19 protein-coding genes and 2 pseudogenes are annotated in these 25,975 nt (G+C 57.2%); 16 read left to right on the top strand and 5 right to left on the bottom strand.

The window, feature by feature from the left end; all coding sequences use genetic code 11:
- The first annotated feature begins 271 nt into the window (after positions 1–271).
- The 5 genes and pseudogenes from DPA2511_RS21705 (at position 272) to DPA2511_RS21700 (ending at position 3,292) form a co-directional block, all read left to right on the top strand.
- The gene (locus DPA2511_RS21705) at positions 272–571 is read left to right on the top strand and encodes a DUF4258 domain-containing protein (protein ID WP_015854106.1); all 300 of its coding nucleotides are present in this window, start codon (positions 272–274) and stop codon (positions 569–571) included.
- A complete protein-coding gene (locus tag DPA2511_RS12430; RefSeq protein WP_015854105.1) occupies positions 552–968 on the top strand; it encodes a hypothetical protein in 417 nt (138 codons plus the stop codon). The genes DPA2511_RS21705 and DPA2511_RS12430 overlap by 20 nt, the downstream gene beginning before the upstream one ends.
- Positions 969–975: 7 nt before the next feature.
- A complete protein-coding gene (locus DPA2511_RS12425) occupies positions 976–1,347 on the top strand; it encodes a hypothetical protein (RefSeq protein ID WP_153247103.1) in 372 nt (123 codons plus the stop codon).
- Complete coding sequence (locus DPA2511_RS12420) at positions 1,340–2,149, top strand: hypothetical protein (protein WP_015854103.1); 810 nt, start codon at positions 1,340–1,342, stop codon at positions 2,147–2,149. Before DPA2511_RS12425 ends, DPA2511_RS12420 begins: the two co-directional genes overlap by 8 nt.
- Positions 2,150–2,415: 266 nt before the next feature.
- A pseudogene (locus DPA2511_RS21700) lies at positions 2,416–3,292 on the top strand (helix-turn-helix domain-containing protein).
- Between the two features lie 71 nt (positions 3,293–3,363).
- Here DPA2511_RS21700 and pepT read toward each other — a convergent pair.
- Positions 3,364–4,614 carry a peptidase T gene (gene pepT / locus DPA2511_RS12410; protein ID WP_023638359.1) on the bottom strand — a complete coding sequence of 417 codons (1,251 nt, stop codon included), beginning with the start codon at positions 4,612–4,614 and terminating at the stop codon, positions 3,364–3,366.
- A 124-nt stretch (positions 4,615–4,738) separates the two neighbouring features.
- Between pepT and DPA2511_RS12405 the strand changes: the two genes are divergently transcribed.
- The 5 genes and pseudogenes from DPA2511_RS12405 to pbpG all read left to right on the top strand — a co-directional run bounded on the left by DPA2511_RS12405 (position 4,739) and on the right by pbpG (position 10,530).
- On the top strand, positions 4,739–6,334 hold the full coding sequence (locus DPA2511_RS12405) for an ABC transporter substrate-binding protein (protein ID WP_015854100.1): 1,596 nt from the start codon (positions 4,739–4,741) through the stop codon (positions 6,332–6,334).
- Between the two features lie 115 nt (positions 6,335–6,449).
- Positions 6,450–7,412: a tRNA dihydrouridine(16) synthase DusC gene (gene dusC / locus DPA2511_RS12400; RefSeq protein ID WP_015854099.1), complete on the top strand. Its 963-nt coding sequence runs from the start codon at positions 6,450–6,452 to the stop codon at positions 7,410–7,412.
- Between the two features lie 72 nt (positions 7,413–7,484).
- Complete coding sequence (locus DPA2511_RS12395) at positions 7,485–7,898, top strand: VOC family protein (protein ID WP_015854098.1); 414 nt, start codon at positions 7,485–7,487, stop codon at positions 7,896–7,898.
- A 946-nt stretch (positions 7,899–8,844) separates the two neighbouring features.
- On the top strand, positions 8,845–9,384 hold the full coding sequence (gene cyaB, locus DPA2511_RS12385; protein WP_015854096.1) for a class IV adenylate cyclase: 540 nt from the start codon (positions 8,845–8,847) through the stop codon (positions 9,382–9,384).
- 199 nt (positions 9,385–9,583) lie between these two features.
- Positions 9,584–10,530: pseudogene (gene pbpG, locus DPA2511_RS21695) on the top strand (D-alanyl-D-alanine endopeptidase).
- Positions 10,531–10,658: 128 nt separating this feature from the next.
- Here pbpG and DPA2511_RS12375 read toward each other — a convergent pair.
- Together DPA2511_RS12375 and DPA2511_RS12370 are read right to left on the bottom strand one after the other, a co-directional pair.
- Positions 10,659–11,342: a glutathione S-transferase family protein gene (locus DPA2511_RS12375; RefSeq protein ID WP_015854094.1), complete on the bottom strand. Its 684-nt coding sequence runs from the start codon at positions 11,340–11,342 to the stop codon at positions 10,659–10,661.
- A gap of 280 nt (positions 11,343–11,622) precedes the next feature.
- A complete protein-coding gene (locus DPA2511_RS12370; protein WP_015854093.1) occupies positions 11,623–12,399 on the bottom strand; it encodes a DeoR/GlpR family DNA-binding transcription regulator in 777 nt (258 codons plus the stop codon).
- A gap of 533 nt (positions 12,400–12,932) precedes the next feature.
- Between DPA2511_RS12370 and DPA2511_RS12365 the strand changes: the two genes are divergently transcribed.
- Both DPA2511_RS12365 and bglX read left to right on the top strand, forming a co-directional pair.
- A complete protein-coding gene (locus DPA2511_RS12365) occupies positions 12,933–14,276 on the top strand; it encodes an aspartate aminotransferase family protein (RefSeq protein WP_015854092.1) in 1,344 nt (447 codons plus the stop codon).
- 474 nt (positions 14,277–14,750) lie between these two features.
- On the top strand, positions 14,751–17,060 hold the full coding sequence (bglX, locus tag DPA2511_RS12360) for a beta-glucosidase BglX (protein WP_015854091.1): 2,310 nt from the start codon (positions 14,751–14,753) through the stop codon (positions 17,058–17,060).
- A gap of 219 nt (positions 17,061–17,279) precedes the next feature.
- Here bglX and DPA2511_RS12350 read toward each other — a convergent pair whose 3' ends face one another.
- Both DPA2511_RS12350 and DPA2511_RS12345 read right to left on the bottom strand, forming a co-directional pair.
- A complete protein-coding gene (locus DPA2511_RS12350) occupies positions 17,280–17,924 on the bottom strand; it encodes a LysE family translocator (RefSeq protein WP_015854089.1) in 645 nt (214 codons plus the stop codon).
- Positions 17,925–17,972: 48 nt separating this feature from the next.
- Positions 17,973–18,806, bottom strand: a complete 834-nt coding sequence (locus tag DPA2511_RS12345) for an AraC family transcriptional regulator (RefSeq protein ID WP_015854088.1) — start codon at positions 18,804–18,806, stop codon at positions 17,973–17,975.
- A 143-nt stretch (positions 18,807–18,949) separates the two neighbouring features.
- Here DPA2511_RS12345 and dinG point away from each other — a divergent pair, with 143 nt between their 5' ends.
- The 4 genes from dinG to DPA2511_RS12325 all read left to right on the top strand — a co-directional run bounded on the left by dinG (position 18,950) and on the right by DPA2511_RS12325 (position 25,962).
- Entirely contained in the window at positions 18,950–21,097 is a 2,148-nt protein-coding gene (dinG, locus tag DPA2511_RS12340) for an ATP-dependent DNA helicase DinG (protein ID WP_015854087.1), read from the top strand.
- A 183-nt stretch (positions 21,098–21,280) separates the two neighbouring features.
- Positions 21,281–22,249 carry a DNA-binding protein YbiB gene (gene ybiB, locus DPA2511_RS12335; RefSeq protein ID WP_015854086.1) on the top strand — a complete coding sequence of 323 codons (969 nt, stop codon included), beginning with the start codon at positions 21,281–21,283 and terminating at the stop codon, positions 22,247–22,249.
- A 29-nt stretch (positions 22,250–22,278) separates the two neighbouring features.
- The gene (locus DPA2511_RS12330; protein WP_015854085.1) at positions 22,279–24,138 is read left to right on the top strand and encodes a M3 family metallopeptidase; all 1,860 of its coding nucleotides are present in this window, start codon (positions 22,279–22,281) and stop codon (positions 24,136–24,138) included.
- Between the two features lie 543 nt (positions 24,139–24,681).
- Positions 24,682–25,962: an acid phosphatase gene (locus DPA2511_RS12325; RefSeq protein WP_023638357.1), complete on the top strand. Its 1,281-nt coding sequence runs from the start codon at positions 24,682–24,684 to the stop codon at positions 25,960–25,962.
- Positions 25,963–25,975 lie beyond the last annotated feature (13 nt).

Here is a 25,975-nt window from a genome sequence, read left to right as displayed (position 1 = left end):
CTTCCGAGCGCTAATTATCCGCGCTCTCGGCGTTATTGGCTGTCAGAAACTTGCGGCGGGTGTCGGCATCTTGCGGTTTGTCGCCAGGTGCCGGATGCCGTTGAGGATTTACCATAATGAGTAAATTAATCATGTCGTTATTAGCATTCTGTGGACTGTTTTCAGGCTGCTGTTCATGAGCTTTTCATGGTGAATAAATTAAAAGTCAAAAAATGACTATTTACATGGTCTGATTTTGGTTTTATAGTCTGTTCATCATCAGGAGGTAGCTATGAATCTGACACGACATGCCTACAAGCGTATGAGTGAGAGAAACATCCAGCAGGCGGTGATTGATATTGCGCTGGATTTCGGAACCGAATCGGGCGATGGCGAGAAAATCATTCTGGATAAAAAAACCATCAGCGTGATGATGGGCACACTCTCCGGTCTGTTAAAACATCTGGAAAAGTTGAAGAGCCGCGGCGGGTTGACCGTAGTCGAGTTCAACGAGGCGCTGATCACGGCGTATTACAACGATTCATTCAATGTGAAAAAGAGATATAAAACCCATGAAAATAATTTCAATTGATGACGCTCAATTCGGTGATGAAGTGATCAATAACACCGATTTTGCTAAGCCTAAAATGAATATTAAGATTCATAAAGTGGATTTGGCGGTTTTTGATGAATTGACGAAACTGTATGACGATACACGTGCAAACGCCATCAATACGGTGATTGAGCATTTGGTGTATGAATTTTTTAAAAATGACGTTACCCATTTCGATACGCGATATTTGTTAGCGACGGAAGCAGATAAATTAAATCCTGAACTGAATGAAGGGAATGCGCTTGAGAAAAGTTGGCTTTATGAAATTGCCCCTGATCAGCATGCAAGTCATTTGGTGAATCAGTATTTTCAGTATGAAAATGCGCATACACAAGAGCATGATGACGTTAAGCGTATTCTTACTCATAAAATATAAAGTGAACATGATGAAAAAACTTGCCGATGTGATTAATGAAAGACGGGTGAATAGCAATAGCGATGATTATGTCACCATCAGTTATCGCCCCAGCCATAAAATTGCTGCAATGATAGAAATCATGTGTGAAATCTATGGGAAAAACAAAGCCAACTTATTTTATGATGAAATCAGGGAATTGCTTGCTGAGTACCTGTTAACAACCAAAGAGCATGTGCAGATCGTTAAAAAAATTGCGCAAGACTATGAAGAAAGTGACCTCGCTCGCTCGTCGTTAGGTGTGTTGATAGAAAAGGGGATCCTGTCTATTTCAGTGGCGGTGGACGAGGTTTACTCGAACAGGCTTAACGAGATTATGCAGGGCAAGGATCATGAATAACCCTTCGATAGCCAATCCTGAGCGATATTTTATTACCCAGGGGTCGTTTAAGAGCCTCACCTATCAGTTTCATGTCCTTTTTTCTAACGTCACGGTTGAGCTGTGCCATAAGTATTACGATAACGACAATCTAAGGTTATTATTAACGGATAATGATTTTATCCAGCTTTGGTTAACCCATGCATTGTTCACAGAGTTGGATAGCCGATTTATTGAAGAAGCCAGAAAAAAACGCACCAACATGCAGTTACTGTTTGACAGTCATTCGGCGCCTAAATATCACAAATTTGCCGATTGTTCTGCCATGCATAATGATTATATTAATTTTGAGATCCCGCCGGAAATTGAAAAAAAGGGCATGCAGGCCATTTTGGCTTGTAAGCAGTTTGCGTATGAAAATCGGCATATTTTGAATAGTGATGAGCAGAAGTTTATTGATAGGCTGACGGCTCGTTTTATGCTGGTTAACCCACCCAAGAAACTCACCGGGAAAAATACCGGCCGGTATGAGTTTACTTCAAAATCATTGGAGGAAATTAAAGTTTTTATCAATGAAACGGTTGAGCGGGCGAAGGCGCTGATGAATGAAAACCGTGAGGTTTATAATAAAAGGTATAAGCCGGCGAAGCATCTCGACAGGGAATCCGATGACGTCAAGTTGTGGTTGATGGAATTAAAACCGGCATTAATGATGGCGCTCTTTCACTATGGTATTAAGAAATTTGGCCCGGCGGATTTCAGCTTTGAAAAATCCTTTCTGGAGATATGCCGTTTCGAGCCATGCAAAATATGCTGCAAATGATTCTTGGAATAGCCGGCATATTTAGAGCCTATCCCATTAGGACTATTTCACTTGCCATTTTGGCCCTGGGCAGTGCTCGAAATCCTCACGTACTCCGTGTACGCGCCGGTTTCTGCGCGGCTTCCCGAGCCCAAACTGGCTGCGTCAATAACGCCTACTGGGATAGGCTTTTAATGATCCGCGGTACGGAAAAATCGATGTGCCTGCAATGGGTACCGTGGACGGTATATAGTGGATTAATCAACAAGCGAGGGGCGGGGTTCGGCATGCAGCAGTATGAAGCCTTTGAGGTATTACAACATTACAAAACCCGGCTGCAGGACAGCGTGACGCTGGATAATAACGTGCAACTGGCCATCTGGCAGAACAGTCACGATCGGGTGACGTTGGAAAATACCCATCACCATACGTTCAGTATGTATGTCCAGGATGGTTATGAGAGTTATCACAAACGTCCCGACGGCTGGTTTAACGGCGGCGCGCCCGGTCGTTTCTGCCTGATGCCGCAGGAGAGCGTGTCGACCTGGGACATCCGCGGTAATCTGCATTTCGCTCATTTTTACTGTACCGATGAGCACCTGCGCCAACTGGCGGAAAAAACCTGGGATCGCAGCCCGGCGTCCATTTGTCTTGATGAGCGCATTTTTTATCGGAGATGCGCAGTTGGAAGCGCTGTATCGCCACTTTCTGCTGACCGGCAACTGGCGCGATCCCGCCAGCCGGATGATGCTGAGCTCCGCATCTACGCTGGTGATGCTGCATGTGCTGCAACGTTACTCTCAATTGCGTTGGGCTGAGCCGGATGCGCGGGGCGGGCTGGCGCCTGCGGTGCTGCGACGGGTGCAAGCGCGGATCGACGCCGGTCTGGCGGAAGGGTTGACCATCGGCGATCTGGCGGCGGAAGCCGGGCTGAGTGAATTCCACTTTGCCCGCATGTTTCGCCAGAGCGTCGGGATGGCGCCGCATCAATACGTGATGAAGCGCCGGCTGGCGCAGGCGAAGGATCTGCTGCGCCAGTCCCGGTTATCGATCACCGACGTGGCGCTGGCCTGCGGGTTCAGCTCCGCCAGCCATTTCAGCCAGCGTTTCCGCGCCGAGTTCGGCGTCACCCCGTCGACGCTGCGGCGGCAATTATTGCGTTAGCCACGGCTACGTTAACAACTACTGCGTTAACAACTACTACGTTAACAACTCAGTGTTAACAACTACGTCGTTCACAACGGCTGCGCTGAGGCGCTGGCGGCTGCCAGCAGGCACAGGCGTAGCGCGACTTCATAAGACTTGATGAACGACGGCACCGGCAGAAATTCGAAGCGCGAATGGAAGTTGTGCGCGCCGGTGAAGAAGTTGGGCGTCAGAATTCCCTTGGCGGAGAGCGCGGCGCCGTCGGTGCCGCCGCGCATCGGCGTCACTTTCGGTTCAATCGATAACTCCCGCATGGCGCTAAACAGCAGATCGATGGCGCGCCGGTCATCCCCTAACGCATTGCTGATATTGCTGTAAACATCGGTGACGGTGCAGTTGGCCTGCCCGGTGGGGTATTGCGCGGCGATTTGCGCCGTGACGTCGCGGATTTGCTGTTTGCGCGCCTCAAATCCAGCCAGATCGAAATCGCGGATCGAGGCTTTCAGCACCGCCTCGTTGGCGTTGGCGTGGATGTCGTTGAACCAGATGTAACCTTCGCGGCCTTCCGTGTGTTCCGGCGTCTGGCGGCGATCGAAATGGGCGATAAAGTCGTGGGCCATCAGCAGCGGGTTGACCAGCACGCCTTTGGCCGACATCGGGTGGGCGGTGACGCCGGTAAAGCGGATTTCCGCCGACGCGGCGTTGAAGTTTTCGTACACCACTTCGCCGAGTTCGCAGCAGTCGATAGTGTAGGCGAAATCCACCTCGAAACGCGCCAGATCCAGCGCCTTGGCGCCGCGCAGGCCGATCTCTTCATCCGGTACGAACGCCACCAGAATATCGCCGTGCGGCTGGTCGTCCGTCAGGTTCTCCACCAGCGTCATCACCACGGTGACGGCCGCCTTGTTATCCGCCCCCAGCACGCTGGTGCCATCGCCGACGATAATCTCCTGGCCGCGATAAGGCAGGATTTCCGGGTGTTCCGCCGTGCGCAGCCAGATATCCTGCGCACGGTTGAGGCACAGATCGGCGCCGTCGAACGGCAGCACCTGCGGGTGGATATCCGGCGACAGCCCGACGTCCACGGTATCGATATGGGTGATAAAACCGATGCGCGGCGCGCCCGGCGTATTCCCCGGCTTGACGGCGGTGACGGTGGCATGCTCGTCGATCACCACATGTTGCAACCCTAACGCACGCAGTTCGTCTGCCAGCAACTGCGCCATGGCGGTTTGTCCGAGGGTGCTTGGCAAGGTCGCCGCCGCGGCATTGCTCTGGCTGGTCACGGCGAGATAACGGAAAAAACGGGTGGTCAACTGACTGGCCAGCGACTGGGTCATAACGCTTCCTTATTTGTGGATTGTCTGGCAGATTCGCTATGGTGACAAAAGGTTTCCAATAAGAATCAGAGGCTTCGTTGTACGCAGCGACAGACCTTAAAGTCAACAAAAAGTGAGGATGGGGATGAAAAACGCGATAACACGCATCACGCTGGCGGCTCTGGCGCTGGCGGTCAGCTCGGCGGTTTCCGCCAAAACCCTGGTGTACTGCTCTGAAGGTTCGCCGGAAAACTTTAACCCGCAGATCTACACCTCCGGCACCAGCGTGGATGCCAGCGCGGTGCCGATCTACAACCGACTGGTGGATTTCAACGTCGGTACCACCGACCTGGTGCCGAGCCTGGCGGAAAGCTGGGACGTCAGCCCGGACGGCAAGGTCTACACCTTCCATCTGCGTCACGGCGTGAAGTTCCAGAGCAATGCGTTATTTACCCCAACGCGGGATTTCAACGCCGACGACGTGATTTTTTCCTTTATGCGTCAGAAGGATCCCCATCACCCGTACCATAGCGTGTCCAACGGGACATATGCCAATTTCGAAAGCCTGTCGTTCGGTAAGCTGATCACCGCGATTGATCGGGTTGACGACAATACGGTGCGTTTCACCCTGAGCCATGCCGAAGCGCCGTTCCTGGCGGATCTCGCCTGGTATTTCGCCTCGATCCTGTCGGCGGAATATGCCGATAACATGCTGAAGGCCGGCACGCCGGAGAAAGTGGATTTGGAGCCGATCGGTACCGGGCCGTTCCGTCTGGCGCAGTATCAGAAAGACTCCCGCATTCTGTTTCAGGCGTTCGACGGTTACTGGCAGGGGCGGGCGAAGCTTGATCGACTGGTATTCAGCATCACGCCGGATGCGTCGGTGCGTTACGCCAAGCTGCGCAAAAACGAGTGTCAGGTGATGCCGTTCCCCAATCCGGCGGAATTGCCGGACATGAAGAACAACCAAGACATTACGTTGATGCAGAAGGCCGGTCTGAATATCGGCTTCCTGGCGTTCAATACCCAGAAAGCGCCGTTTGATAACGTGAAAGTACGTCAGGCGTTGACCATGGCGATCAACAAACCGGCCATCATCGAGGCGGTATTCCAGGGCACCGGCACGGCGGCGAAAAACCTGTTGCCGCCTGGCGTATGGAGCGCCGCCGCCGATGTGAAGGATTACGACTACGATCCGCAGAAAGCCAAAGCGCTATTGAAAGAGGCCGGGCTGGCAGAAGGGACGGCCGTCGATCTGTGGGCGATGCCGGTGCAGCGCCCGTACAACCCGAATGCCCGCCGCATGGCGGAGATGATTCAGGCGGACTGGGCGAAGGTGGGCGTGAAGGCCAATATCGTCAGTTACGAATGGGGTGAATACCTCAAGCGGGTGAAAAGCGGCGAACATCAGGCCGCGCTGATGGGGTGGACGACCGCTACCGGCGATCCGGACAACTTCTTCGGCCCCTTATTCACCTGTACTTCGGCCAATGGCGGCTCCAACTCGTCCAAATGGTGCTATGCGCCGTTCGATAAACTCGTGACCGACGCGCGGGCCGAGCAGGATCACCAGAAGCGGGTGGAGATGTACCGTCAGGCGCAGTTCATCATGCATGAGCAGGCGCCGGCGGTGATGATCGCCCATTCCACCATTTTCGAACCGGTGCGCAAGGACGTCAGCGGTTACGAAATCGATCCGTTCGGTAAGCATATTTTCTATCAGGTCGATATCCGGCAGTAACGGTCGACGGCATGACGGGAACGCGCATGCTTTCCCGTCGTTTCTTTCTGTTTCCCATTGCGTTGTTTCTCCCGCCGACAGTACCATTGCCTGCCTTTTTGCGATGAGTCGAGCTATGCGCGTGTTACTGGCCCCGATGGAAGGGGTATTGGATTCCCTGGTCAGGGAATTGCTCACCGAAGTGAATGATTATGATCTTTGCATCACCGAGTTTTTACGGGTGGTGGATCAACGCCTGCCGGTAAAGGCGTTCTACCGCCTTTGCCCGGAGCTGCGCCACGACAGCCGCACGCCGTCAGGGACGCGGGTGCGGGTGCAGCTATTGGGGCAATACCCGCAATGGTTGGCGGAGAATGCTGAACGGGCGGTGTCGCTGGGATCCTGGGGTGTGGATCTGAATTGCGGCTGCCCGTCGAAGATGGTGAACGGCAGCGGCGGCGGCGCAACGCTGCTGAAAGATCCCGAATTGATCTATCAGGCGGCGAAAGCCATGCGGGAGGCGGTGCCGGCGGCGTTGCCGGTAACAGTGAAGATCCGGCTGGGCTGGGATTCCGGCGCGCGGCGGTTTGAGATTGCCGACGCGGTACAGCAGGCAGGCGCGACGGAGCTGGTGGTACACGGCCGTACCAAAGAAGACGGGTATCAGGCCGAGCGCATCAACTGGGCGGCGATTGGGGAAATCCGCCGCCGTCTGACGATCCCGGTGATCGCCAACGGGGAAATCTGGGACTGGCAGAGCGCGCAGGATTGCCTGGCCGCTACCGGATGCGATGCGGTAATGCTCGGGCGCGGTGCGCTGAATGTGCCCAACCTGAGCCGGGTGATTAAATACCGTGAGGCGCGCATGCCGTGGGCGGACGTGGTTCGGTTGTTGCAAAAGTACGTGCGGCTGGAGAAGCAGGGGGATACCGGCCTGTATCATGTCGCCCGCATTAAGCAGTGGCTGGGGTATCTGCGCAAGGAGTACGCCGAGGCCGGCTGTCTGTTTAGTCAGGTTCGGGCTTTGGCGACCTCGTCGGCCATCGCCCAGGTGATTGAACACTATCGGCGAGACGAGACAGTGCCAGAAGCGCGATAAGTCGCCCGGTATACGAACCCAAGTTTGGGGGAGTAAGCTGTATGGGTTGGCTGTAACCAGAAGGGATGACCCATGCTATCCGGTTTTAATCATTTAACGCTTTCGGTGTGCGATCTACCGCGCAGCATCCGGTTTTATCATCAGCTCCTGCCATTTCGCCTCGACGCCGAGTGGGCGCGCGGGGCTTACCTGTCGTTACCGGGATTCTGGCTGTGTCTGGCGCTGGAACCCGCACCGGAGTCAAACGCGGGGGCGGCCGGTTATACCCACTATGCCTTTAGTATCGCGAAAGCGGACTTTCCTTCGTTTTGCCAGCGATTGCGTCAGGCCGGCGTGGTGGAGTGGAAGGACAATCGCAGCGAGGGCGACTCTCTTTATTTTCTGGATCCCGATGGTCATCAATTGGAAGTGCATGTCGGCGATTTGCGCTCAAGGCTGGCTGGCTGTCGTCAAGCGCCTTATGACGGCATGACCATTTATACATGAAAGAAATATTTACAGATAATTCGGTACAGTGTTGCAAAAATGTGTGTGGTGGATTGAATTATTACTTTTTCGTATCTATACATGGTTAGCAGGATGACACATTTTTGCAGATAATAGGCGGCGAGCATATGTCGGTTGATTCCGGATGAATATGTCTCTTAATTCCTGGTTGGCCAGGCCCCTGTTTTATTTTTATCGGGAAAGTGATTGCCGGGGGTGTTTTTTTCGCTGTCATGGTGTATAGCGGGAACGGCAACCATTCACTGGATGCATCTCGACAAATAAACATTATCGGAAAGCGTCGTTTATTTTATAGTCTGGTGAGGAAAAGATGGCGGGTTCATTATTGGGAACTTTTTTTATTTTGCCGGGTATTTGTTAAACACCTTCTCTTTTTTGCTGCCATGGCGCAGCATCTTTCTGATGCGCTGGCTTTGCCATCCCTTAAGTTCATGGAGTCGCCGTAGCGTGGGGATGTGGACACCCCCCGGGAGCGTACAACAATAAACACACCGTGTGGCGTGGCCATTGTCGAAGACAGAAGCACCACTGTTGCCAGCTGTCATTTCAATGGGTAGACCCGTCATAGTTCGCATTGCAGGCGCGTTGGCCGCCCTCATGCATCTCCTGACTTACCGATGTAAGCGTCTGGAGAGTCGCTCGATTGTCGCCTGCCTGTCACTCGAATTATTTAGGGGATAACGCGGTCACTGCGTTGTGAGAAAACATAACGGGATAATTGATGCGGGATGAAGAATTAACCGGTAACGACACTGCCTTATTTTTCATCGGATATATCATCGTCATTATCTGTATGTTTCGAAAAATAAACACGTTACGCATACGTAACACGATTTCTACTTGCTGAATATTTATTTTTTATCTTTTTTGAACTTGGTGTGATTTTTTATCGGCGGTAGAAAAACAGCGGAGAGAGAAAATAAAAGTGGTTGAGCATTTTAAAGGGAAGTATGAAGTTGAATTGAAATTTCGTATTCAGGATATAGTCGCGTTTCGTGAGAAATTATTCAGTCATCATCCCGAATCATTCGTATTCGAAAATAGGGAATACGATATCTATTATGATACGGCTGACAAATCGCTAAGCGGGCAAAATATCAGTATGATTCTGCGCCATATGTCGCCGTCGGGCATCAAGCTCTGGATCGTAAAAGGGCCGAAAGCCGGGCGTTGCGAAGCGGTCAACGTCGAGTCATTTGATCGGGCGGACGGCATGCTGAAGACCCTGGGATATCAACCAACCTTCGAAATCAATAAAACCCGGAGCATTTACTTTCTGGGGATTTTTCATATCACGCTGGATCATATCGATGCACTGGGGCACTACGTGGAAATATCCTGCATGACTGAGGAGGAGGACGAGTTAGGCATGTTGGGTGAAAAATGCCAGGAGTGCGCGCTGCGTCTCGGGCTGCTGATGGACAATATTGAAACCCGATCCTATCGGCAACTGCTGGGTTATTGATGGCGGTAGGCGGACGATCCCCTGGCAGGAAGAGGATAATTCCTGCCACAGCAATATGTTATGTCCATTTCGCCATGGCGTGACTGTCAAACTTTGTCACAAAGCTTTCCGGCGCGCCGGATGCGTCAAAAGGCAGAGGCCACTATAATGCTTCGGTTTTCGGTTTCTCTTTAACAGCAGGCTGTTTAAGTAATTGATAATGAATAAAAAATTTCGTTTTTCTATCCTGAGCTTATTATTGTTGTCCGCGCCGGCGTTGGTCTCCTCTCATGCCATGGCGCAAACATCCACCGCACCGCATGCCGCCGCCCGGCAGGAAATCGCTTCCGGTAGCGCAATGGTGGTTGATTTACGCAATAACGAGGTGCTGTATTCCACCAATCCGGATGTTGTCGTCCCGATCGCCTCCGTCACCAAACTGATGACGGCGATGGTCGTGCTGGATGCCAATCAGCCGATGGATGAGCGGATTTCCGTGGATATCAGCCAGACGGCGGAAATGAAAGGGGTCTATTCTCGTGTCCGTCTGGGCAGTGAGATCAGCCGTCACGACATGCTACTGCTGGCATTGATGTCGTCGGAAAACCGGGCCGCCGCCAGTTTGGCGCATCATTATCGCGGCGGTTATCAAGCCTTTATCGCCGCCATGAACGCCAAGGCCAAGGCGCTGGGTATGACCCATACCCGGTATGTGGAACCGACCGGGCTGTCGATCCACAACGTTTCCACCGCACGGGATCTCACCAAACTGCTGATTGCGTCGAAGCAGTATCCGCTGTTGAGCCAACTCAGTACCACGCAGGAAAAAACCGCGACGTTCACCAACCCGTCGTACAGCCTGCCGTTTCGCAACACCAACCACCTGATTTACCGTTCCGACTGGAACATTCAGCTGACCAAAACGGGATTTACCAACCAGGCGGGTCATTGTCTGGTGATGCGCACCGTCATCAACCAACGCCCGGTGGCGCTGGTGGTGCTGGACGCATTCGGCAAGTTCACGCATTTTGCCGATGCCAACCGGCTGCGCAACTGGCTGGAAACCGGCCGGGTCAGCCCGGTGCCGGCGGCGGCGTTGAGCTATAAAAACAGAAAGGGCTGGCTGAGCGTCAGTCAGGCGGTATGTCGGTTACAGCCGTTGACTAATCGACGGACGAGCGGGTGGGCACCGCGTGCCTGACGTACCAACAAAACGGGCGGCCATCAGGCGGCCCGTTTTGGCATGGATAGGCTGTCGTTTGATATGAGCTTGATTCTCGGTTGACGATGGTCGATCAGGAGGCGCGCAGATCCCGCGTAATAGTCCCGAAGGCGGTGGTCTCCTGCTCGTGCGCGTCTTCCCGCCAGGTTTCCGTCAGCGCCTGATTCAGCCATGCCTGCATGGCGGGCTGCGTCAGCATCAGTTGGAAATACGCCTGCGCCGCGCCGCTGAGCGGCAGACCGTAGGTTTTGAAACGGAAGATAACCGGCGCATAGAACGCATCCACCGCGCTGAAATTAGCGCCGGCCAGGAATGGCCCGCCGAACCGGGAGAGCCCTTCCTGCCAGAGCTGGACGACGCGATCGATATCCGCCTGCAGCGCGGGCGTGATGGTGTTTAACTGTACCTGAACGCCGCAGTTCATCGGGCATTGGTTACGCAATGCACTAAAGCCGGAATGCATCTCGGCGGCGGCGCAGCGTGCCCAGGCGCGCGCCGTATTGTCCTGCGGCCATATGTCATCATGGCGTTCCGCCAGATACTCGGTGATGGCCAGCGAATCCCACACGGTGATCCCGTCATCCACCAGACAAGGTACCTTGCCGGTAGGGGAGAATGCCTTAAAGGCGGGTTGCGTCGGGCCTGGGGCAAAGGGAACCAGCGTTTCAACAAAAGGAATATGAAGTGAGGTCATCAGAACCCAGGGGCGCAGCGACCAGGATGAATAATTCTTGTTGGCGATGTAGAGCTGATACATGGTGTTACCTCCGGTAAATAGCGGTTAGATGTACCACGAAACATGACGTATATCACCTGTAGCGCTAACCCCATGGTATTTGTCGGTTTGGCTGGGGCGCGCCCGCTCCCCTCATGCACGGCTACGGCATGTACGCGCCGCGTGATTTGCTACGCCTGCCGTGGGGCCGGCGCAGAGCGGTTCGACAGGCGTCGCGCATGTCCTGATGTTGTACTGCCTGATGTCGTACCACCTGATGTCGTACTGCCTGATGCCGGCGGTGACAGGATGGCGTTAAACATCATGCCAGCAGCACCTGGCCGCAGGCCGCCTGCAACGCGGGCAGGTCGGCGTGGTCGGCGGCGACGGCATCGGTGATCAGGGTATCGATGCGGGTGGGGGGTGCGTAGACGACGCGACTGGTGACGCCCAGTTTACTGTGATCCGCCAGAATGATGCAGTGCCTGGCGTGGTTTGCCATCGCGGCGGCGATAGCCGCTTCCTGATGGGAAAAACTGCTGGCGCCGGATTGACTGGTGACGCCGACCGGCGAGAGCAGCGCCGCATCGGCGCGGTAGCGCTGGATTTCGCCGACGGTCAACGCGCCGGCGGTAGCCTGCGCCGCCGAGCCCATATGCCCACCCAGCAGAATCACTTCGTGTTGCAGGCGTTCGTCGCCGTCGCCGGTGCTCAGTTTCAACGCGACCGGGAGACTGTTGGTGATGATCGTCATCGCCGGTAGCGGCAGCAGTTCGCTGGCCAGTAGCGTCGTGGTGCTGCCGGCGTCAATAAACAGCGTCTGGCCGGCCTGTAACCGTTGCACCGCCAGCCGGGCGATCGCCAGTTTTTCCTTTTCCCGCACGGTATTGCGTACCGCCAGCGGCGGCTCCGGCTCCGGCCCGGTGGCGACCACGCCGCCGTGAACGCGCCGTAACGCGCCTTCCGCCTCCAACTTGAGGATGTCCCGCCTGACGGTTTCACGGGAAACGCCAAGGTGTTGAATCAGCTGTTCGGTAGTGACCCGGTTAAGCGTCGAGATCAGCAATCGGATGCGGTGCAAACGGGTTTCTTCAAGCATGTGTTTATCTCATGTTCGGTGTATGGCGTCAGGACATGGCCGGGAGAGCATTATAGCGGCCTTTGGCGACGGGATCCGTTGGCGCTTGGCTATGCCTGGTTGTGTATTTTTGTGTATTTAAGCATAACATGGGTGCATATATTGACAATGTGCACATTCGTTGCCGCAAGCGTCAGAATAACTCTTTTGTGTTCAAGTAGTATAATTTTTCCCTATGAAACCTAGAAATAGCCTGTCGGCGTTGGACCTGATGCCAGGGCGCCCGCGCGGCATTTTTGCGGTTTTCACACCGTCCGGCTTTAGTGCGTATTTTTGTATTTGTGTATTTTGTTGCTTTTGTGTAGGGTTGTAACCATGACCGCATCCCGGTGCCGATAGGCCATATTGCCGCCATGCGGTTGGTTTAGGGTAAGGGCGAGGCGATGCCGGTGTGGATCGTGGTGCAGCCGTTTCCTGCACCCCCTATGCTCAACGCGGAATCGAACGGTATTGGGCCGCGTCGGACACTTTTTACTTTTCATTCGGGAGTCATCATGGCGACACGTTCAACCATCATGGATACCAACAGCTTTCGGGCGGAGCACGCCGCGGCGCTGACGGAAGATATTCGCACGCTGACGGATAAACGCAGCCGGGTTTTGGGCGATTCCTACCGTCTGTTCTATCGCAATCCGGTGCATCTGGTGCGCGGTGAGCAGCAATATCTGTGGGATGCGGCGGGCGATAAGTATCTGGATGTCTACAACAATGTAGCCAGCATCGGCCACTGCCACCCGGCGGTGATTGACGCGGTGCACGCGCAGATGTGTCAGCTCAATACCCATACTCGCTATCTGCATGAGCGCATTCTGAATTACACCGAAGATCTGCTGACGCTGGTGCCGCCCGAGATCACCAAGGCGATGTACATGTGCACCGGCTCTGAGGCTAACGATCTGGCGATGCGCGTCGCGCGGGCCTACAGCGGCGGCACCGGTATCATTGTGACCCGCGAGGCGTATCACGGCACCAGCGATCTGACTTCCGGCGCGTCGCCGGCGCTGGGCAGCGGCCAACCGCTCGCCGCCACCACCCGACGGGTGCCGGCACCCGACCGTTATCGGGTGGATGCGCCGGATCTGGGCGTCTGGTTCGCCAACGAGATCCAGAAGCAAATTGACGACATGGCCGCCCACGGCATCAAGTTCGCCGGTTTTCTGGCCGACTCCATCTTCTCGTCCGACGGCGTACTGCCGGGGCCGGCCGGGTATTTGCAGGCGGCGGTGGACGTGGTGCACGCCAACGGCGGTATTTTCATCGCCGACGAAGTGCAGCCAGGTTTCGCCCGCACCGGCGATGCCTTCTGGGGCTTTGCCCGTCATGGCGTGGTGCCCGATGTGATCACCATGGGTAAACCGATGGGCAACGGTATACCGGTGTCGGCGCTGCTGGCGCGGCCGGAAGTGCTGGCGGCGTTTAGCGATGAAATTCCCTATTTCAATACCTTCGGCGGCAACCCGGTGGCGATGGCGGCGGCGCAAGCGGTGCTGAATGTCATCCGCGAAGAGCAATTGCAGGCGCACAGCCGCGTGGTGGGCGCCAAATTGCTTAATGAGCTGTCCGGGCTGATGGCCAGACACCCCAGCATCGGCGATGTGCGCGGCGCCGGGCTGTTTATCGGTTTCGAACTGGTGAGCGACCGCGAGAGTAAAACGCCGGACAAACAACTGGCGCTGAACGTGATTGAACATCTGCGTGAAGACCGGGTGCTGACGTCCGTCGCCGGGCCGTATGGCAATGTGTTGAAGCTGCGTCCGACGCTGGCGTTCCAGGAGCACGATATCGACTGGCTGGTCGGCGCGCTCGACCGGGCGTTGACTGCGCTGGCCCCGCGATAAAATCCACCGCATGCCGCCGCCCGAATCTGTTGGGTGGCGGCGTGCGCTGCCTGCTGCTCGTCCTTCTCGTCGACTACCCCTTGGTTCGATGCGCTATCGCCTTGCCGACACCGTTGGCCGTTTCATCGGCGGCGTCGGTAATAGGCTTCGCGTGGCGGGCGAGTTGCCTTGCCGAACTGAAGATTGCCGTGCTGAAAACATTGTCGTGGTGAAAAGATTGTCGTGTTGAAAACATTGCCGCATGCGCACCGGTACGCCCACGACCGAGGCGCATATTCCGTCAAGGTTTGGTCAGGTTTCTGACGATTCTTTGTGATGAATGGCGTTTGTTCTGCGTCACATCCGTACCGGAAAAAACACGATATCCGTTTTGCCACCGTAGGTTTTGTGGCAAATTAGCCGCCTTGTCTTGTCACCATCAGGCAGACCGTCACTCCTTGACCGACGGCTGCACACAGGGATTTACAACCATCCATGAAATGGCTTACTTCACTGACGCTTGCTGTCGGTTTGGCATGCAGCCCGGTCTGGGCGAACCATGTCGATAGCACGCCGCCGGCGGCCACGCTGACATCCCAACAACAGCGCGATGCCTTCGTTAATGATCTGCTTAACAAAATGACGCTGGAAGAAAAAATCGGGCAGTTACGGTTGATCAGCGTCGGCCCGGACAACCCGAAACACGCGATCCGCGAAATGATTCGCAATGGACAAGTCGGTGGGATTTTCAACACCGTCACCCGTCCTGACATTCGGGTGATGCAGGATCAGGTGATGCAGCTCAGTCGTCTGAAAATCCCGCTGTTTTTTGCTTACGACGTGGTGCACGGTCAGCGCACCGTGTTCCCGATCGGGCTGGGTCTGGCCTCGTCCTGGGACATGGATACAGTAGAAACATCAGCACGTATTGCGGCGTATGAAGCGACGGAAGACGGCCTGAACATGACCTGGGCGCCGATGGTGGATATCACCCGCGATCCGCGTTGGGGTCGGGTATCCGAAGGGTTCGGCGAGGACACCTACCTCACCAGCGAAATCGCCCGGGTGATGGTAAAAGGTTTTCAAGGGGATGACTTGACCGGTCGCCATTCCCTGATGACCAGCGTCAAGCACTTCGCGCTGTACGGCGCGGCGGAAGGAGGACGCGATTACAACACCGTGGACATGAGCCCGCAGCGCATGTTCCAGGACTATATGCCGCCGTACAAGGCGGCGATCGACGCCGGCAGTTACGGGGTGATGGCGTCGCTTAATTCGATCAATGGCGTACCCGCTACCGCCAACCGCTGGTTGCTGAAGGATGTTCTGCGCGACCAGTGGCATTTTAAAGGCATCACCATCAGCGATCACGGCGCCATCAAAGAGCTGATTAAACACGGCGTCGCCGCCGACCCCAGCGATGCGGCGCGTATTGCCGTGCATGCGGGTATCGGCATGAGTATGAGCGACGAGTATTTCGAGCGTTATTTGCCGGATCTGGTCAAGCGTGGCGTGGTCAATATTAAGGATATTGAAGATGCCTGCCGCCAGGTGCTGAACATGAAATACGACATGGGGCTGTTTCAGGATCCGTATCGCCATCTCGGCCCGGTCGGTTCCGATCCGCTGGATACCAATGCCGAAAGCCGCCTACACCGCGCTGAAGCGCGTGACGTGGCGCGCCGTAGCCTGGTGCTGCTGAAAAACCGTCTGAATATTCTGCCGTTGGCGAAATCCGGCACCATTGCCGTCGTCGGGCCGCTGGCGGACAGCAAACGCGACATTATCGGCAGTTGGTCGGCCGCCGGGCGTCCGGCGCAGGCGGTGACGGTGTACGAAGGGATCCGTAAGGCGGTGGGATATAACGCCCGTGTTTATTACGCCAAGGGTTCCAACGTCACCAACCACCCCGGGTTAATTAAATTCCTGAACGAGTACGATGAATCGGTCGTGGTGGATCCGCGCTCGCCGCAGGCGATGATCGACGAAGCGGTGGACGCGGCGAAAAAATCCGACGTGGTGATCGCCGTGGTGGGCGAATCCCAGGGGATGGCGCATGAAGCCTCCAGCCGCGCCAAAATCACCATTCCGCCGGAGCAAAAGGCGCTGATTGCCGCGCTGAAAGCCACCGGCAAGCCACTGGTGCTGGTGCTGATGAATGGCCGTCCGCTGGATCTAAGCCGTGAAGATCAGCAGGCTAACGCCATTCTGGAAACCTGGTTCAGCGGCACCGAAGGGGGCAACGCCATCGCCGATGTGCTGTTCGGCGACTACAACCCGTCCGGCAAACTGCCGATGACCTTCCCGCGCTCCGTCGGCCAGATCCCGATGTACTACAACCAGCTACCGACCGGGCGTCCGTATTCGGCGGAAGCGCCCAACAAGTACACTTCGCACTACTTCGACGAGGCCAACGGGCCGCTGTATCCGTTCGGTTATGGCCTGAGCTACACCACGTTCGCGGTGTCGGACGTGGCGCTTTCGAGCCCGACCATGAAACGCAACGGCTCGGTGAACGCCTCGGTGACAGTGACCAATACCGGCAAACGCGCCGGGGAGACGGTGGTTCAGCTCTACCTGCACGATGTGGTGGCGTCTGTCAGCCGTCCGGTGAAGGAGTTGCGCGGTTTCCGCAAGGTGATGTTACAGCCAGGAGAAAGCCAGCAAGTCAACTTTACGATCACGCCGCAGGCGCTGATGTTCTACAACCAGCAGATGCAGCAGGTGGTAGAGCCCGGCCAGTTTGATGTGATGATCGGGCTGGATTCCCAGCGGGTGAAACACGGCAGCTTTACGCTGCAATAAGCGACATGCAGCCCTGATGGCGTTGGCGTCAGGGCAGATTGACGGCCTGAACCTTCCGGGTTCAGGCGCCGTGAACGATGATGATATACCCCACCAATGCCATGCCGCCGATACACCCCAGCGCGCACAGCGCGAACAGGCCGATCATACCCAGTTTCTTGATGTTCATTCGGTTATCCTTTTGCGGGACTCTGCTTGGTGGCGGCGATTATGCCTGCCTCAGCCGAGACACGCCAGCGCGCGATTGAACAGCAGCGCCAGCCCGAACAACAGCAGAATAGCGCCGGACAGGCGGGTCAGCCCGAACAGCAATGGGCGCAGCCGTTGCTGTAGCGGATGCCAGCCGACCAGCGCCGCGACCAGTAAATCCCACAGCAATACCGCCAGAAACATCCATCCTCCCACCAGCCATTGCTGACCGGCGGACACCGGGCCGAGAATCGACGCCATCAGGCTGATATAAAACAACATATTTTTTGGATTCAATAACGCCGAGCCGAACCCCATCAGGCACTGGCGGCCAAAGCCGGGGCAGGGCGCAGACTCACCCTGGGAAGGCAGCGACGCCATGACCGGAGCCCGCAGCAGTTTGATGCCGATGAAGGTCAGATAACACGCCCCCGCCAGTTCAAGGGCGATGAACGGCCCGCCGTCCGGCCGCAGCCCCTGCCAGCCTAACGATGCCAGTGCGATATAGACGGCGTTGCCGGCGGCGATCCCCAGACAGATCCCCGCGCTTCCCCGCAATCGATGGCGAATGGCGTAGGCCAGTATCAGGAAAAAATCCGCGCCGGGGCTGAGCAGGGCGGCGAAGTGCGCGGCGGCCAACGCCGCAAAATGTTCGGGAAACAATAAGGATGACATGCATAACCTCCGTGAATTCTGGAGGCGCATTGTGGGCAGCCCGGCGCGTTATGTATTGCAGGAAAGTGATCGTCCCTGCCGGTATTGGCCCGGCGTGGCGGCGGTGTATTGCAAAAAAGTACGGTGGAAATGGCTTTGGTCGCAAAACCCGCTGGCATAGCCGGTATCCGCCAACTCCGCCCCCTGTTTGATCAGGGATTTGGCGTATTCGATACGCATATTGTTGAGGTAGGCCAGCGGCGTGATGCCGGTATCGCGTCGGAACTGGCGCAACACCGTTTCCCGCCGCAGGTCGAGCTCGGTCGCCAGGGTGGTTAACGGCGGCGCGGCGAGCAGGTCGGCGGATAGGCGTTGCTGAACGTAGCGGGTGGTCGGGCTATAGGGCATCGTCGGCGCGACCGGACGGCAATAATGCATAAACAGGGTGTCGGTCAGCCGCCGTAGTTCTGTTTCCGCCTGCGGCAATTGCCCCTGATGGAGGTGGTTGATCAGGCGGAGCATGCGGGCATAACTGTCCGGATGATTAATAGTGACAACGTCACAGGAAAAATCGGATACCGGCTGCCCCCATAGTGCGGCTAACCGGTGTAGGCACCAGGTTTTGTCCAGGTACAGCATGTAATAGCTACGGTGTTGCCCCGGCAGCGGGTTGCAACTGTGCGCGGTGTCCGGCTCGATGAGCACCAACTCGCCGGCGTTGAGTAGAAAGTCGCCGTCGCGGTAATGGCAGCAGGTGACGCCTTCCAGCATACAGCCGAGGGAAAACTGCGGGTGTTGATGGGTGTGGTAAGGCTGCTGGCTGTGCCAGGTCGAGCGGCATTCCAGCCACGGCAGGCGGGGGGAGAACCAGTAACGTTGATGCGGCAGACGGATGGCGGCCATGGCGATAACAGTCCGGGTGGCAAATCACGGCCCTCAGCCTACTCGCCGGATCGCCGATTGTCGAGGCGGATCCGGTCATCCGGGCTGACGTCGCCGCTCGACTGTGGGACAATGCCGGACAGATTGAAGGACAGTGAAACGGCATGACCCTTACCCCCGCACTTAAGCAGCAAATCGGCCAGTGGTACAAGGCGCTGCAACAGCATATCCCGGATTTTGTCTCCCGCGCGCCGCAGCGCCAGATGGTCGCCGACGTGGCGAAAGCGCTGGCGGGTGATTACCCGCGCCATCTGGCGATCGAAGCGCCGACCGGCGTGGGCAAAACCCTGTCGTACCTGATTCCCGGCATTGCCATCGGCCGTGACACCTTGAAAACGCTGGTGGTGAGCACCGCCAACGTGGCGTTGCAGGATCAGATTTTCAGCAAGGACTTGCCGCTGCTGCGTCAGTTCATCCCCGATCTGAAGTTCACCGCCGCGTTTGGCCGCGGCCGTTATGTCTGCCCGCGCAATCTGGCGGCGATGAGCACCGATGTGTCGTCGCAGGGCGAGCTGCTGCTGTTTATGGATGAGCATCTCCCCTCCAGTAAAGAAGAACAGGCCACCAGCGCTCGGTTGCAACTGGCGTTGCAAAGCTATCAGTGGGACGGGGTACGGGATCACTGTCAGGAGTCGATCGGCGATGCGCTCTGGAGCCGTCTAAGTACCGACAAGGCGAATTGCCTCGGGCGCAACTGTTTTCACTACCGTGAGTGCCCGTTTTTTCTGGCCCGGCGCGAGATCGACGACGCCGACGTGGTGGTCACTAACCATGCGCTGGTGCTGGCGGCGATGGAGAGTGACGCCGTGCTGCCAGACCCGAAAAACCTGCTGCTGGTGCTGGACGAAGGCCACCATATCCCGGAGGTGGCGCGTGATGCGTTGGAAATGGCCGGCGACGTCACGACGACGGCGGCGCAGCACCAGCTCGATCAGTTGATGCAACTGGTGGCGTTGTGTCTGGGCCAGTTTCCACCCTCCTCGCCGCCGCGCATGATGCAGCCGGAGAGGCTGGCGGAGCACTGCGGCGAAATACGCGAACTGTTGCAATCCTTCGAACGCATGTGTGCATTGTTCTTACCTGCGGCGACGCCGGAGGCGGATTACCGTTTCCCGATGGGGCACCTGCCGGAGGAGATGCGCGAAGTCTGCTCCCGGTTGTTTAAATTGCAGGACAGTCTGCGTGGTCTGGCGGAGTACATCCTCAATGATCTGGGGGAAAAAACCGCCAAACACGATGTGGTGAAACTGCATCAGACCATGTTGCGCATGAGCCGGCTGCTCGGTTACTTCGAGGCGCAGAGCAAATTGTGGCGGCTGGCGGCGCTGGAACAGGCTTCCAATGCGCCGGTTTCCAAGTGGATTGTGCGCGAACGGCGGGAAGGCGTGCCGCATCTCTACCTGCACTGCGCCGGGATCCGTGTGTGCGATCAGCTGGATCGGCTGCTGTGGCGCAACCTGTCGCATGTGGTGGTGACGTCGGCCACGCTGCGCTCCCTTAACCGGTTCGACCGCCTTAAAGAGCTGTCCGGGCTGGATGAGCAGGAGGGGGATACCTTCGTGGCGCTGGATTCGCCCTTCCACCACCGCGAGCAAGGCAAATTGGTGATCCCGCAAATGCGTTACGAACCATTGATAACGCATGAAGCGGAACACATTGCCGACATGGCGCGGTTTTTCCGTGCAGAACTGAAGCGGGAGCAGTTTCGCGGCATGCTGGTGTTGTTCGCCAGCCAACGGGCGATGCAGTTGTTTTTGACCCAGGTGCCGGATCTGCGCCTGATGTTGCTGGTGCAGGGCGACCAGCCCCGTTACCGGTTGGTGGAGTTGCACCGCCAGCGGATTAATGAGGGGCAAACCAGCGTGTTGGTCGGGTTGCAATCCTTCTCCGAAGGGCTGGATTTGAAAGGGGAACTGCTGTCGCAGGTGCACATCCACAAAATTGCTTTTCCGCCGGTGGACAGCCCGGTCATTCTCACCGAAGGCGAGTGGCTGAAGGCGCAGAAGCGTCACCCGTTCGTGGTGCAAAGCCTGCCGAGCGCATCGTTCAGCCTGATTCAGCAGGTCGGGCGTTTGATTCGCAGCCATCAGTGCTTTGGCGAGGTGGTGATTTATGATCGACGCCTGTTGACCAAAAGCTACGGCGCGCGTCTGCTGGAGGCGTTGCCGGTCTTTCCCATCGAACAGCGACCGGTGCCGCCGCAAGCGGGCCCGGCGCCAGCCGATGACGACGCGGCGCGCGGCCGGCAATAACCACTCTCTCTCACTGGCGGCGTTCAGCGCCGCTTGATGCTGGTGACAGCGTGCTTTGCGCATGGCTGTCGACCGGGCGCGCATAATTCCCTTGGTCTGTCTGGCGTAACCGGTTTCACTTGTCGGGAAACGTGCTATGTTCGCTGCTATCTGAACAGAACGTGCAAACAGTGGGGCTGCATCATGGATTACACGCTTATCATTAAAGAGGTGGGGCGCGGTAAGAATCACGCCCGCGATCTGGATCAGGACACCGCCCGTGAGCTTTACCGCGCGATGTTGGATCGTCAGGTGCCGGAACTGGAACTGGGTGGATTGCTGATTGCGTTTCGCATCAAGGGGGAGTCGGAAGCGGAGATGCTCGGCTTTTATCAGGCGATGTGTGAACGAACGTTGCGCCTGCAGGCGCCGGCACAACGCCCGTTGCCGGTGGTGATCCCCAGTTATAACGGCGCCCGCCGGCAGGCGAACCTGACGCCGCTGCTGGCGTTGCTGTTGGATAAGCTGGGGTTGCCGGTGGTGGTGCACGGCGTACTGGAAGATCGCACTCGCGTGACCACGGCGACGCTGCTGCGGGAACTGGGCATGGCGTTCGCCGACAGTGCCGATGATGCGCAACGTCAGTTGGACGCCGGCGCGCCGGTGTTTATCCCGATCTCGGTGTTGTGCCCGCCGATGGCGCATCAGCTTGAGCTGCGCTGGCGCATGGGGGTGCGCAACAGCGCGCATACGCTGGCTAAACTGGCCACGCCTTTTGACGACGCCGCCGCGCTGCGCCTGGCCAGTGTGTCCCACCCGGAATATGTGACGCGCGTCGGCGCGTTTTTCCGCGATATTGCCGGCCGTGCGTTATTGATGCACGGCACGGAAGGCGAGGTGTATGCCAATCCGCAGCGCTGTCCGGAAATCCACTTCATTCACCAGCAACAGCAGCAGGTGCTACAGTTGCGTCAGGACATCGCTTCCCCGGCCGATGCGCTGCCGCCCGGCCGCGATGTCGCCGCCACCGTGGACTGGATCCGTCAGTGTCTGGCAGGCGAACAGCCGATACCGCAATCGATACGGCTGCAACTGGCTTGCTGCCTGGTGGGCAGCGGCCAATCGCCGACCATGGAACAAGCGGTAGCCACTGTCCGGCGGCGGTTGGGCTGACTCGCTGCTATCTATTAAAAGGATCGAACATGCAACAGGCTGTGGACTATTTCAACGCCCTGAACCGCGACTATCTGGCGGTTCACCGCGCCAAAGAGGATCTGTTTTGGCAACGTTATATGGGAACCGGCGATGAAACCGTACCGTCGTGTTTTGCCGAAGCGGAGAGCAACTGGAAAGGTTTTATCGCCCGGCCGCAACGGCTGGTGGAATTACGCGAACACATCGCCAGCGTAGAAGCGGCGCCGACAACGCCGGCGCAGCAGGCCTTGCTGCATGGGTTGCGCGGCTGGTACCGCTTTTTCGACTGCAACGTGATCGAGGATGAACAGGCGCAGACATTGATGAATGCGCTGGTCGCTGCGGAAAACGATCTGTTTTCGCGCCGTAAAACCTATCAGACCACCCATATCAACGAGCACGGCGAACGGGTGCCTGCGTCGCTCGGTGAGTTGCTGACCAACCAGACCACCAACGACAACGAAAGCTGGCGTCAGAGCTCCCAGCAGGCGCTGCGCGAGCTGGAACAATGGTTGCTGCGGCACGGCTTTCTGGAACTGGTGGCGTTGCGTAACCGGTTTGCGCGACAGATGGGCTATCGCAACTATTTTGACTACAAGGTGAACAAGACCGAGCGTATGACGCCGGAACAACTGTTCGCCATCCTCGACCGGTTTGAGGAACAGACGCGGGAGGCGAACCAGCGCAGTCTGCAACAACTGGCGACGGAAAAGGGCGCCGATGCGTTGGCGCCCTGGAATATCCGTTATGCCAGCACCGGCGATGTGACCCGTCAGCTCGATCCGTACTTCCCGTTTGAGGATTCGCTGACGCGCTGGGTCGACAGTTTCAAACGCCTGCATATCGACTTTGGCGGCGCCGAGTTGCAACTCGACCTGCTGGTGCGTCCCGGCAAGTATGAGAACGGTTTTATGCATCAACCGGTGCCGCCGTTTATCGATCAGGGGCAGTGGCGACCGGCGCGCATCAATTTCACCAGCCTGGCGCGGCCGGATCAGATCGGTAGCGGCGCCAGGGGGTTGAATACGCTGTTTCATGAAGGCGGCCACGCCGCGCATTTCGCCAATATCCGCCAGAACGCGCCCTGTTTTGCTCAGGAGTTTCCGCCGACTTCCATGGCTTACGCCGAAACCCAGTCGATGTTCTGCGACAGTCTGTTGCAGGATGCTGACTGGCTGAAACGTTATGCCCGCACCCGGCAGGGCGAGCCGATACCGGATGCGTTGATTCAGGCGGAGATCCGTACCCGCCAGCCGATGCGGGCGTTCGACGAGCGCCATATTCTGCTGGTGCCCTATTTCGAATGGCGGCTTTATAGCATGAGTGACGAGGCGCGCACGCCGGAGGCGATTACCGCATTGGCGCGTGATATTGAGCAGCATATCCTGGGGATCAGCGGCAGCCCGCGTCCGACGATAGCGATCCCGCATTTGTTGTCGATGGAGTCGGCCTGTTCGTATCACGGCTATCTGTTGGCGATGATGGCGGTAGAGCAGACGCGCCATTTCTTCCTGCAGCGGGATGGGTATCTGGCGGATAACCCGGCGATCGGCCCGGATTTAACCCGTCACTATTGGCAACCCGGTAATAGCCTGACTCATGATGAGACGCTGCGTAGCCTGACCGGCGAAGGGTTCAACCCGGATTATCTGGCCCGCGAGTGCAATCTCACCGTGGAGGAAGCCTGGCGGCAGGCACAGGCGGTGATGTCGGCGGCGGCGGCGCGTCCGCAGCCCGCGGCGGATTTCCCTCTCAACGCCCGAATTCGAGTGGTGGATGGTGATCAGGTGCTGGCGGATAACCAACAGGGCGATGAGGCCATGAGCCACGACTTCGCGCGCTTTATCAACCAGACTTACCGCACCTGATTGTCGCCTGCCGCCTGTGTGCGGGTGATTCGCGCCGTCGCGGTTGTTTGGCGGCGGCGCCATTCGTTTTCCCCCTAGCCGTTGTTCTGTCGTTGCCCTGTCGCATTTGTTGGCTTGTCGCATGGTTGGTCTGTCGCATGGTTGCCCTGTCGCATGGTCGGCCTATCGTACAGTTGCCCGCTAGCGTTGCGCCGCGGTGGTTAAGCGTGTGCGCTGAAATGCTGTTCAGCATTGGGAGCGGCGACGGGAGAAAACGCCATTTTTGCATTATTTTTCATTAACATTCGCTATACCAGAACCCGCATATTTCACACCCTTTCCTTGTTCGCTGTACTACACTGGCTGCGGTAGTACCGGTGGTGTCCGGCAATGAGGCGTGATGGTTGCGGGCGTTTTGTCCCGGCGTCGACGACGGGAGGTCGCACCATGCATGCTGGCGGGCGCCGTCTCGCGTTGTTGTTATCAGAAAAATTCACAGAACTGTCATCGTTTCCCATTAGCCTGATGCAGTTTCCTGTTCATGACAATAAAAAGGACATACCAATGCGCTACACCTCTCTCTTCATGGCCGTTACCTGCGCGCTGACCGCGGTGCAGGTTCAGGCGGCCGCCACCAGCGATTCCCAGATCCCGCAGGTGCGTCTGTTGCAGACCACGACCGAAGCCAGCAACAGCGCGCCGGTGATTGAAATGCAGCAACGGGTTCAGCAACTGTTGCAGCAAGCATTACAAGGCACGGCGCCGAAATTGACCCATGCGGTGATGGAAAAAGCGCCGGATCAGGATGCGCCGCAGGGTGACATGAAGTGGCTTAAAGCGACAGGCTATAAGTTCAATGCCAAAGAAGATCAGCAGGCCAGCGTCAAGCTGCTGGAGGGTTTCAAAACGTTGCCGGAAGCGGTGCTGAAGCAAAACCTGGCGACGGTGGAGCGCATCAACTTGGAAGCGACGTTGCCGTTGCGCCAGAAAGCGTTGATCGATGCGGAAAACACCCGTTATCTCTACGCGCTGGCGGAAGCGCTGGGCCCGCGTCTGGGCAAAGCATTCCTGGAGGTGTATCAGAAAGGTGAAATCGGCAAGGCGGCCGCGTTGATCAAAGCCACCAACGTCAGTACGTCTGCGGCCAAAAATGCCTATAACTATTTGCGTCCGTTTAAACAGCCGGGCAATAGCATCCATCTGGTGCCGGATACTGCGGTGGTGGGCGACGGTTATCGCTATACCGCGTCCGGCGGTTCGTTCCCGAGCGGCCATACCAACGGCGGCTATAATGATGCGCTGCTGCTGGCGCAGATGTTGCCGGAGCGGTTTGTTCCGCTGATTGATCGCGCCGCCACCTACGGCTATTCCCGTCTGGTGCTGGGGGTGCATTTCCCGCTGGATGTCATGGGCGGCCGTATGACCGCGCAGCGCAGCGTCGCTAAATTCCTGAACGATCCGAAATATCGCGTGCTGTTTGCCGAGGCCAAGAGCCAGCTGCGCGCCGCACTGGAGAAAGCCTGCGGCGTGAGTCTGGCGGAATGTGCCAAACCGCAGGGCAAGAACGATCCCTATACCGATCCGGCGATGCGGACGTTCTACACCTACACCATGACCTACCATTTGCCGCAGGCGAAGGTGAAGGCGCAGCCGGTGAGCGTTCCTGCCGGGGCGGAGGTACTGCTGGAAGGGCCGTTGCCGAATTTGAGCGCGGCGCAACGGCGCGCGCTGATGGCGAAAACCGCGCTGGCGGATGGCTATCCGTTATCCAATGGCGGCGGCGAGTCCAACTTCTGGCAACGGCTGAATCTGCATGATGCGGTGGCGCTGGCAGGTAAACATTGATGATGGCGGTCGA

It is taken from the genome of Musicola paradisiaca NCPPB 2511, from assembly GCF_000400505.1.
In the GTDB taxonomy this organism is placed as follows: Bacteria; Pseudomonadota; Gammaproteobacteria; order Enterobacterales; family Enterobacteriaceae; genus Musicola; species Musicola paradisiaca.
This window is presented reverse-complemented; position numbering and strand designations above follow the sequence as displayed.

Coding starts and splice junctions, on each gene's coding strand:
- DPA2511_RS12395 (WP_015854098.1), top strand. CDS start 7,485: ATGCTATCCGGTTTTAATCATTTAACGCTTTCGGTGTGCGATCTACCG.
- DPA2511_RS12365 (WP_015854092.1), top strand. CDS start 12,933: ATGGCGACACGTTCAACCATCATGGATACCAACAGCTTTCGGGCGGAG.
- DPA2511_RS12345 (WP_015854088.1), bottom strand. CDS start 18,806: ATGGCCGCCATCCGTCTGCCGCATCAACGTTACTGGTTCTCCCCCCGC.
- DPA2511_RS12425 (WP_153247103.1), top strand. CDS start 976: ATGATGAAAAAACTTGCCGATGTGATTAATGAAAGACGGGTGAATAGC.
- DPA2511_RS12430 (WP_015854105.1), top strand. CDS start 552: ATGAAAATAATTTCAATTGATGACGCTCAATTCGGTGATGAAGTGATC.
- DPA2511_RS21705 (WP_015854106.1), top strand. CDS start 272: ATGAATCTGACACGACATGCCTACAAGCGTATGAGTGAGAGAAACATC.
- DPA2511_RS12370 (WP_015854093.1), bottom strand. CDS start 12,399: ATGCTTGAAGAAACCCGTTTGCACCGCATCCGATTGCTGATCTCGACG.
- DPA2511_RS12325 (WP_023638357.1), top strand. CDS start 24,682: ATGCGCTACACCTCTCTCTTCATGGCCGTTACCTGCGCGCTGACCGCG.
- DPA2511_RS12375 (WP_015854094.1), bottom strand. CDS start 11,342: ATGTATCAGCTCTACATCGCCAACAAGAATTATTCATCCTGGTCGCTG.
- pepT (WP_023638359.1), bottom strand. CDS start 4,614: ATGACCCAGTCGCTGGCCAGTCAGTTGACCACCCGTTTTTTCCGTTAT.
- DPA2511_RS12420 (WP_015854103.1), top strand. CDS start 1,340: ATGAATAACCCTTCGATAGCCAATCCTGAGCGATATTTTATTACCCAG.
- dinG (WP_015854087.1), top strand. CDS start 18,950: ATGACCCTTACCCCCGCACTTAAGCAGCAAATCGGCCAGTGGTACAAG.
- dusC (WP_015854099.1), top strand. CDS start 6,450: ATGCGCGTGTTACTGGCCCCGATGGAAGGGGTATTGGATTCCCTGGTC.
- DPA2511_RS12405 (WP_015854100.1), top strand. CDS start 4,739: ATGAAAAACGCGATAACACGCATCACGCTGGCGGCTCTGGCGCTGGCG.
- bglX (WP_015854091.1), top strand. CDS start 14,751: ATGAAATGGCTTACTTCACTGACGCTTGCTGTCGGTTTGGCATGCAGC.
- DPA2511_RS12330 (WP_015854085.1), top strand. CDS start 22,279: ATGCAACAGGCTGTGGACTATTTCAACGCCCTGAACCGCGACTATCTG.
- ybiB (WP_015854086.1), top strand. CDS start 21,281: ATGGATTACACGCTTATCATTAAAGAGGTGGGGCGCGGTAAGAATCAC.
- DPA2511_RS12350 (WP_015854089.1), bottom strand. CDS start 17,924: ATGTCATCCTTATTGTTTCCCGAACATTTTGCGGCGTTGGCCGCCGCG.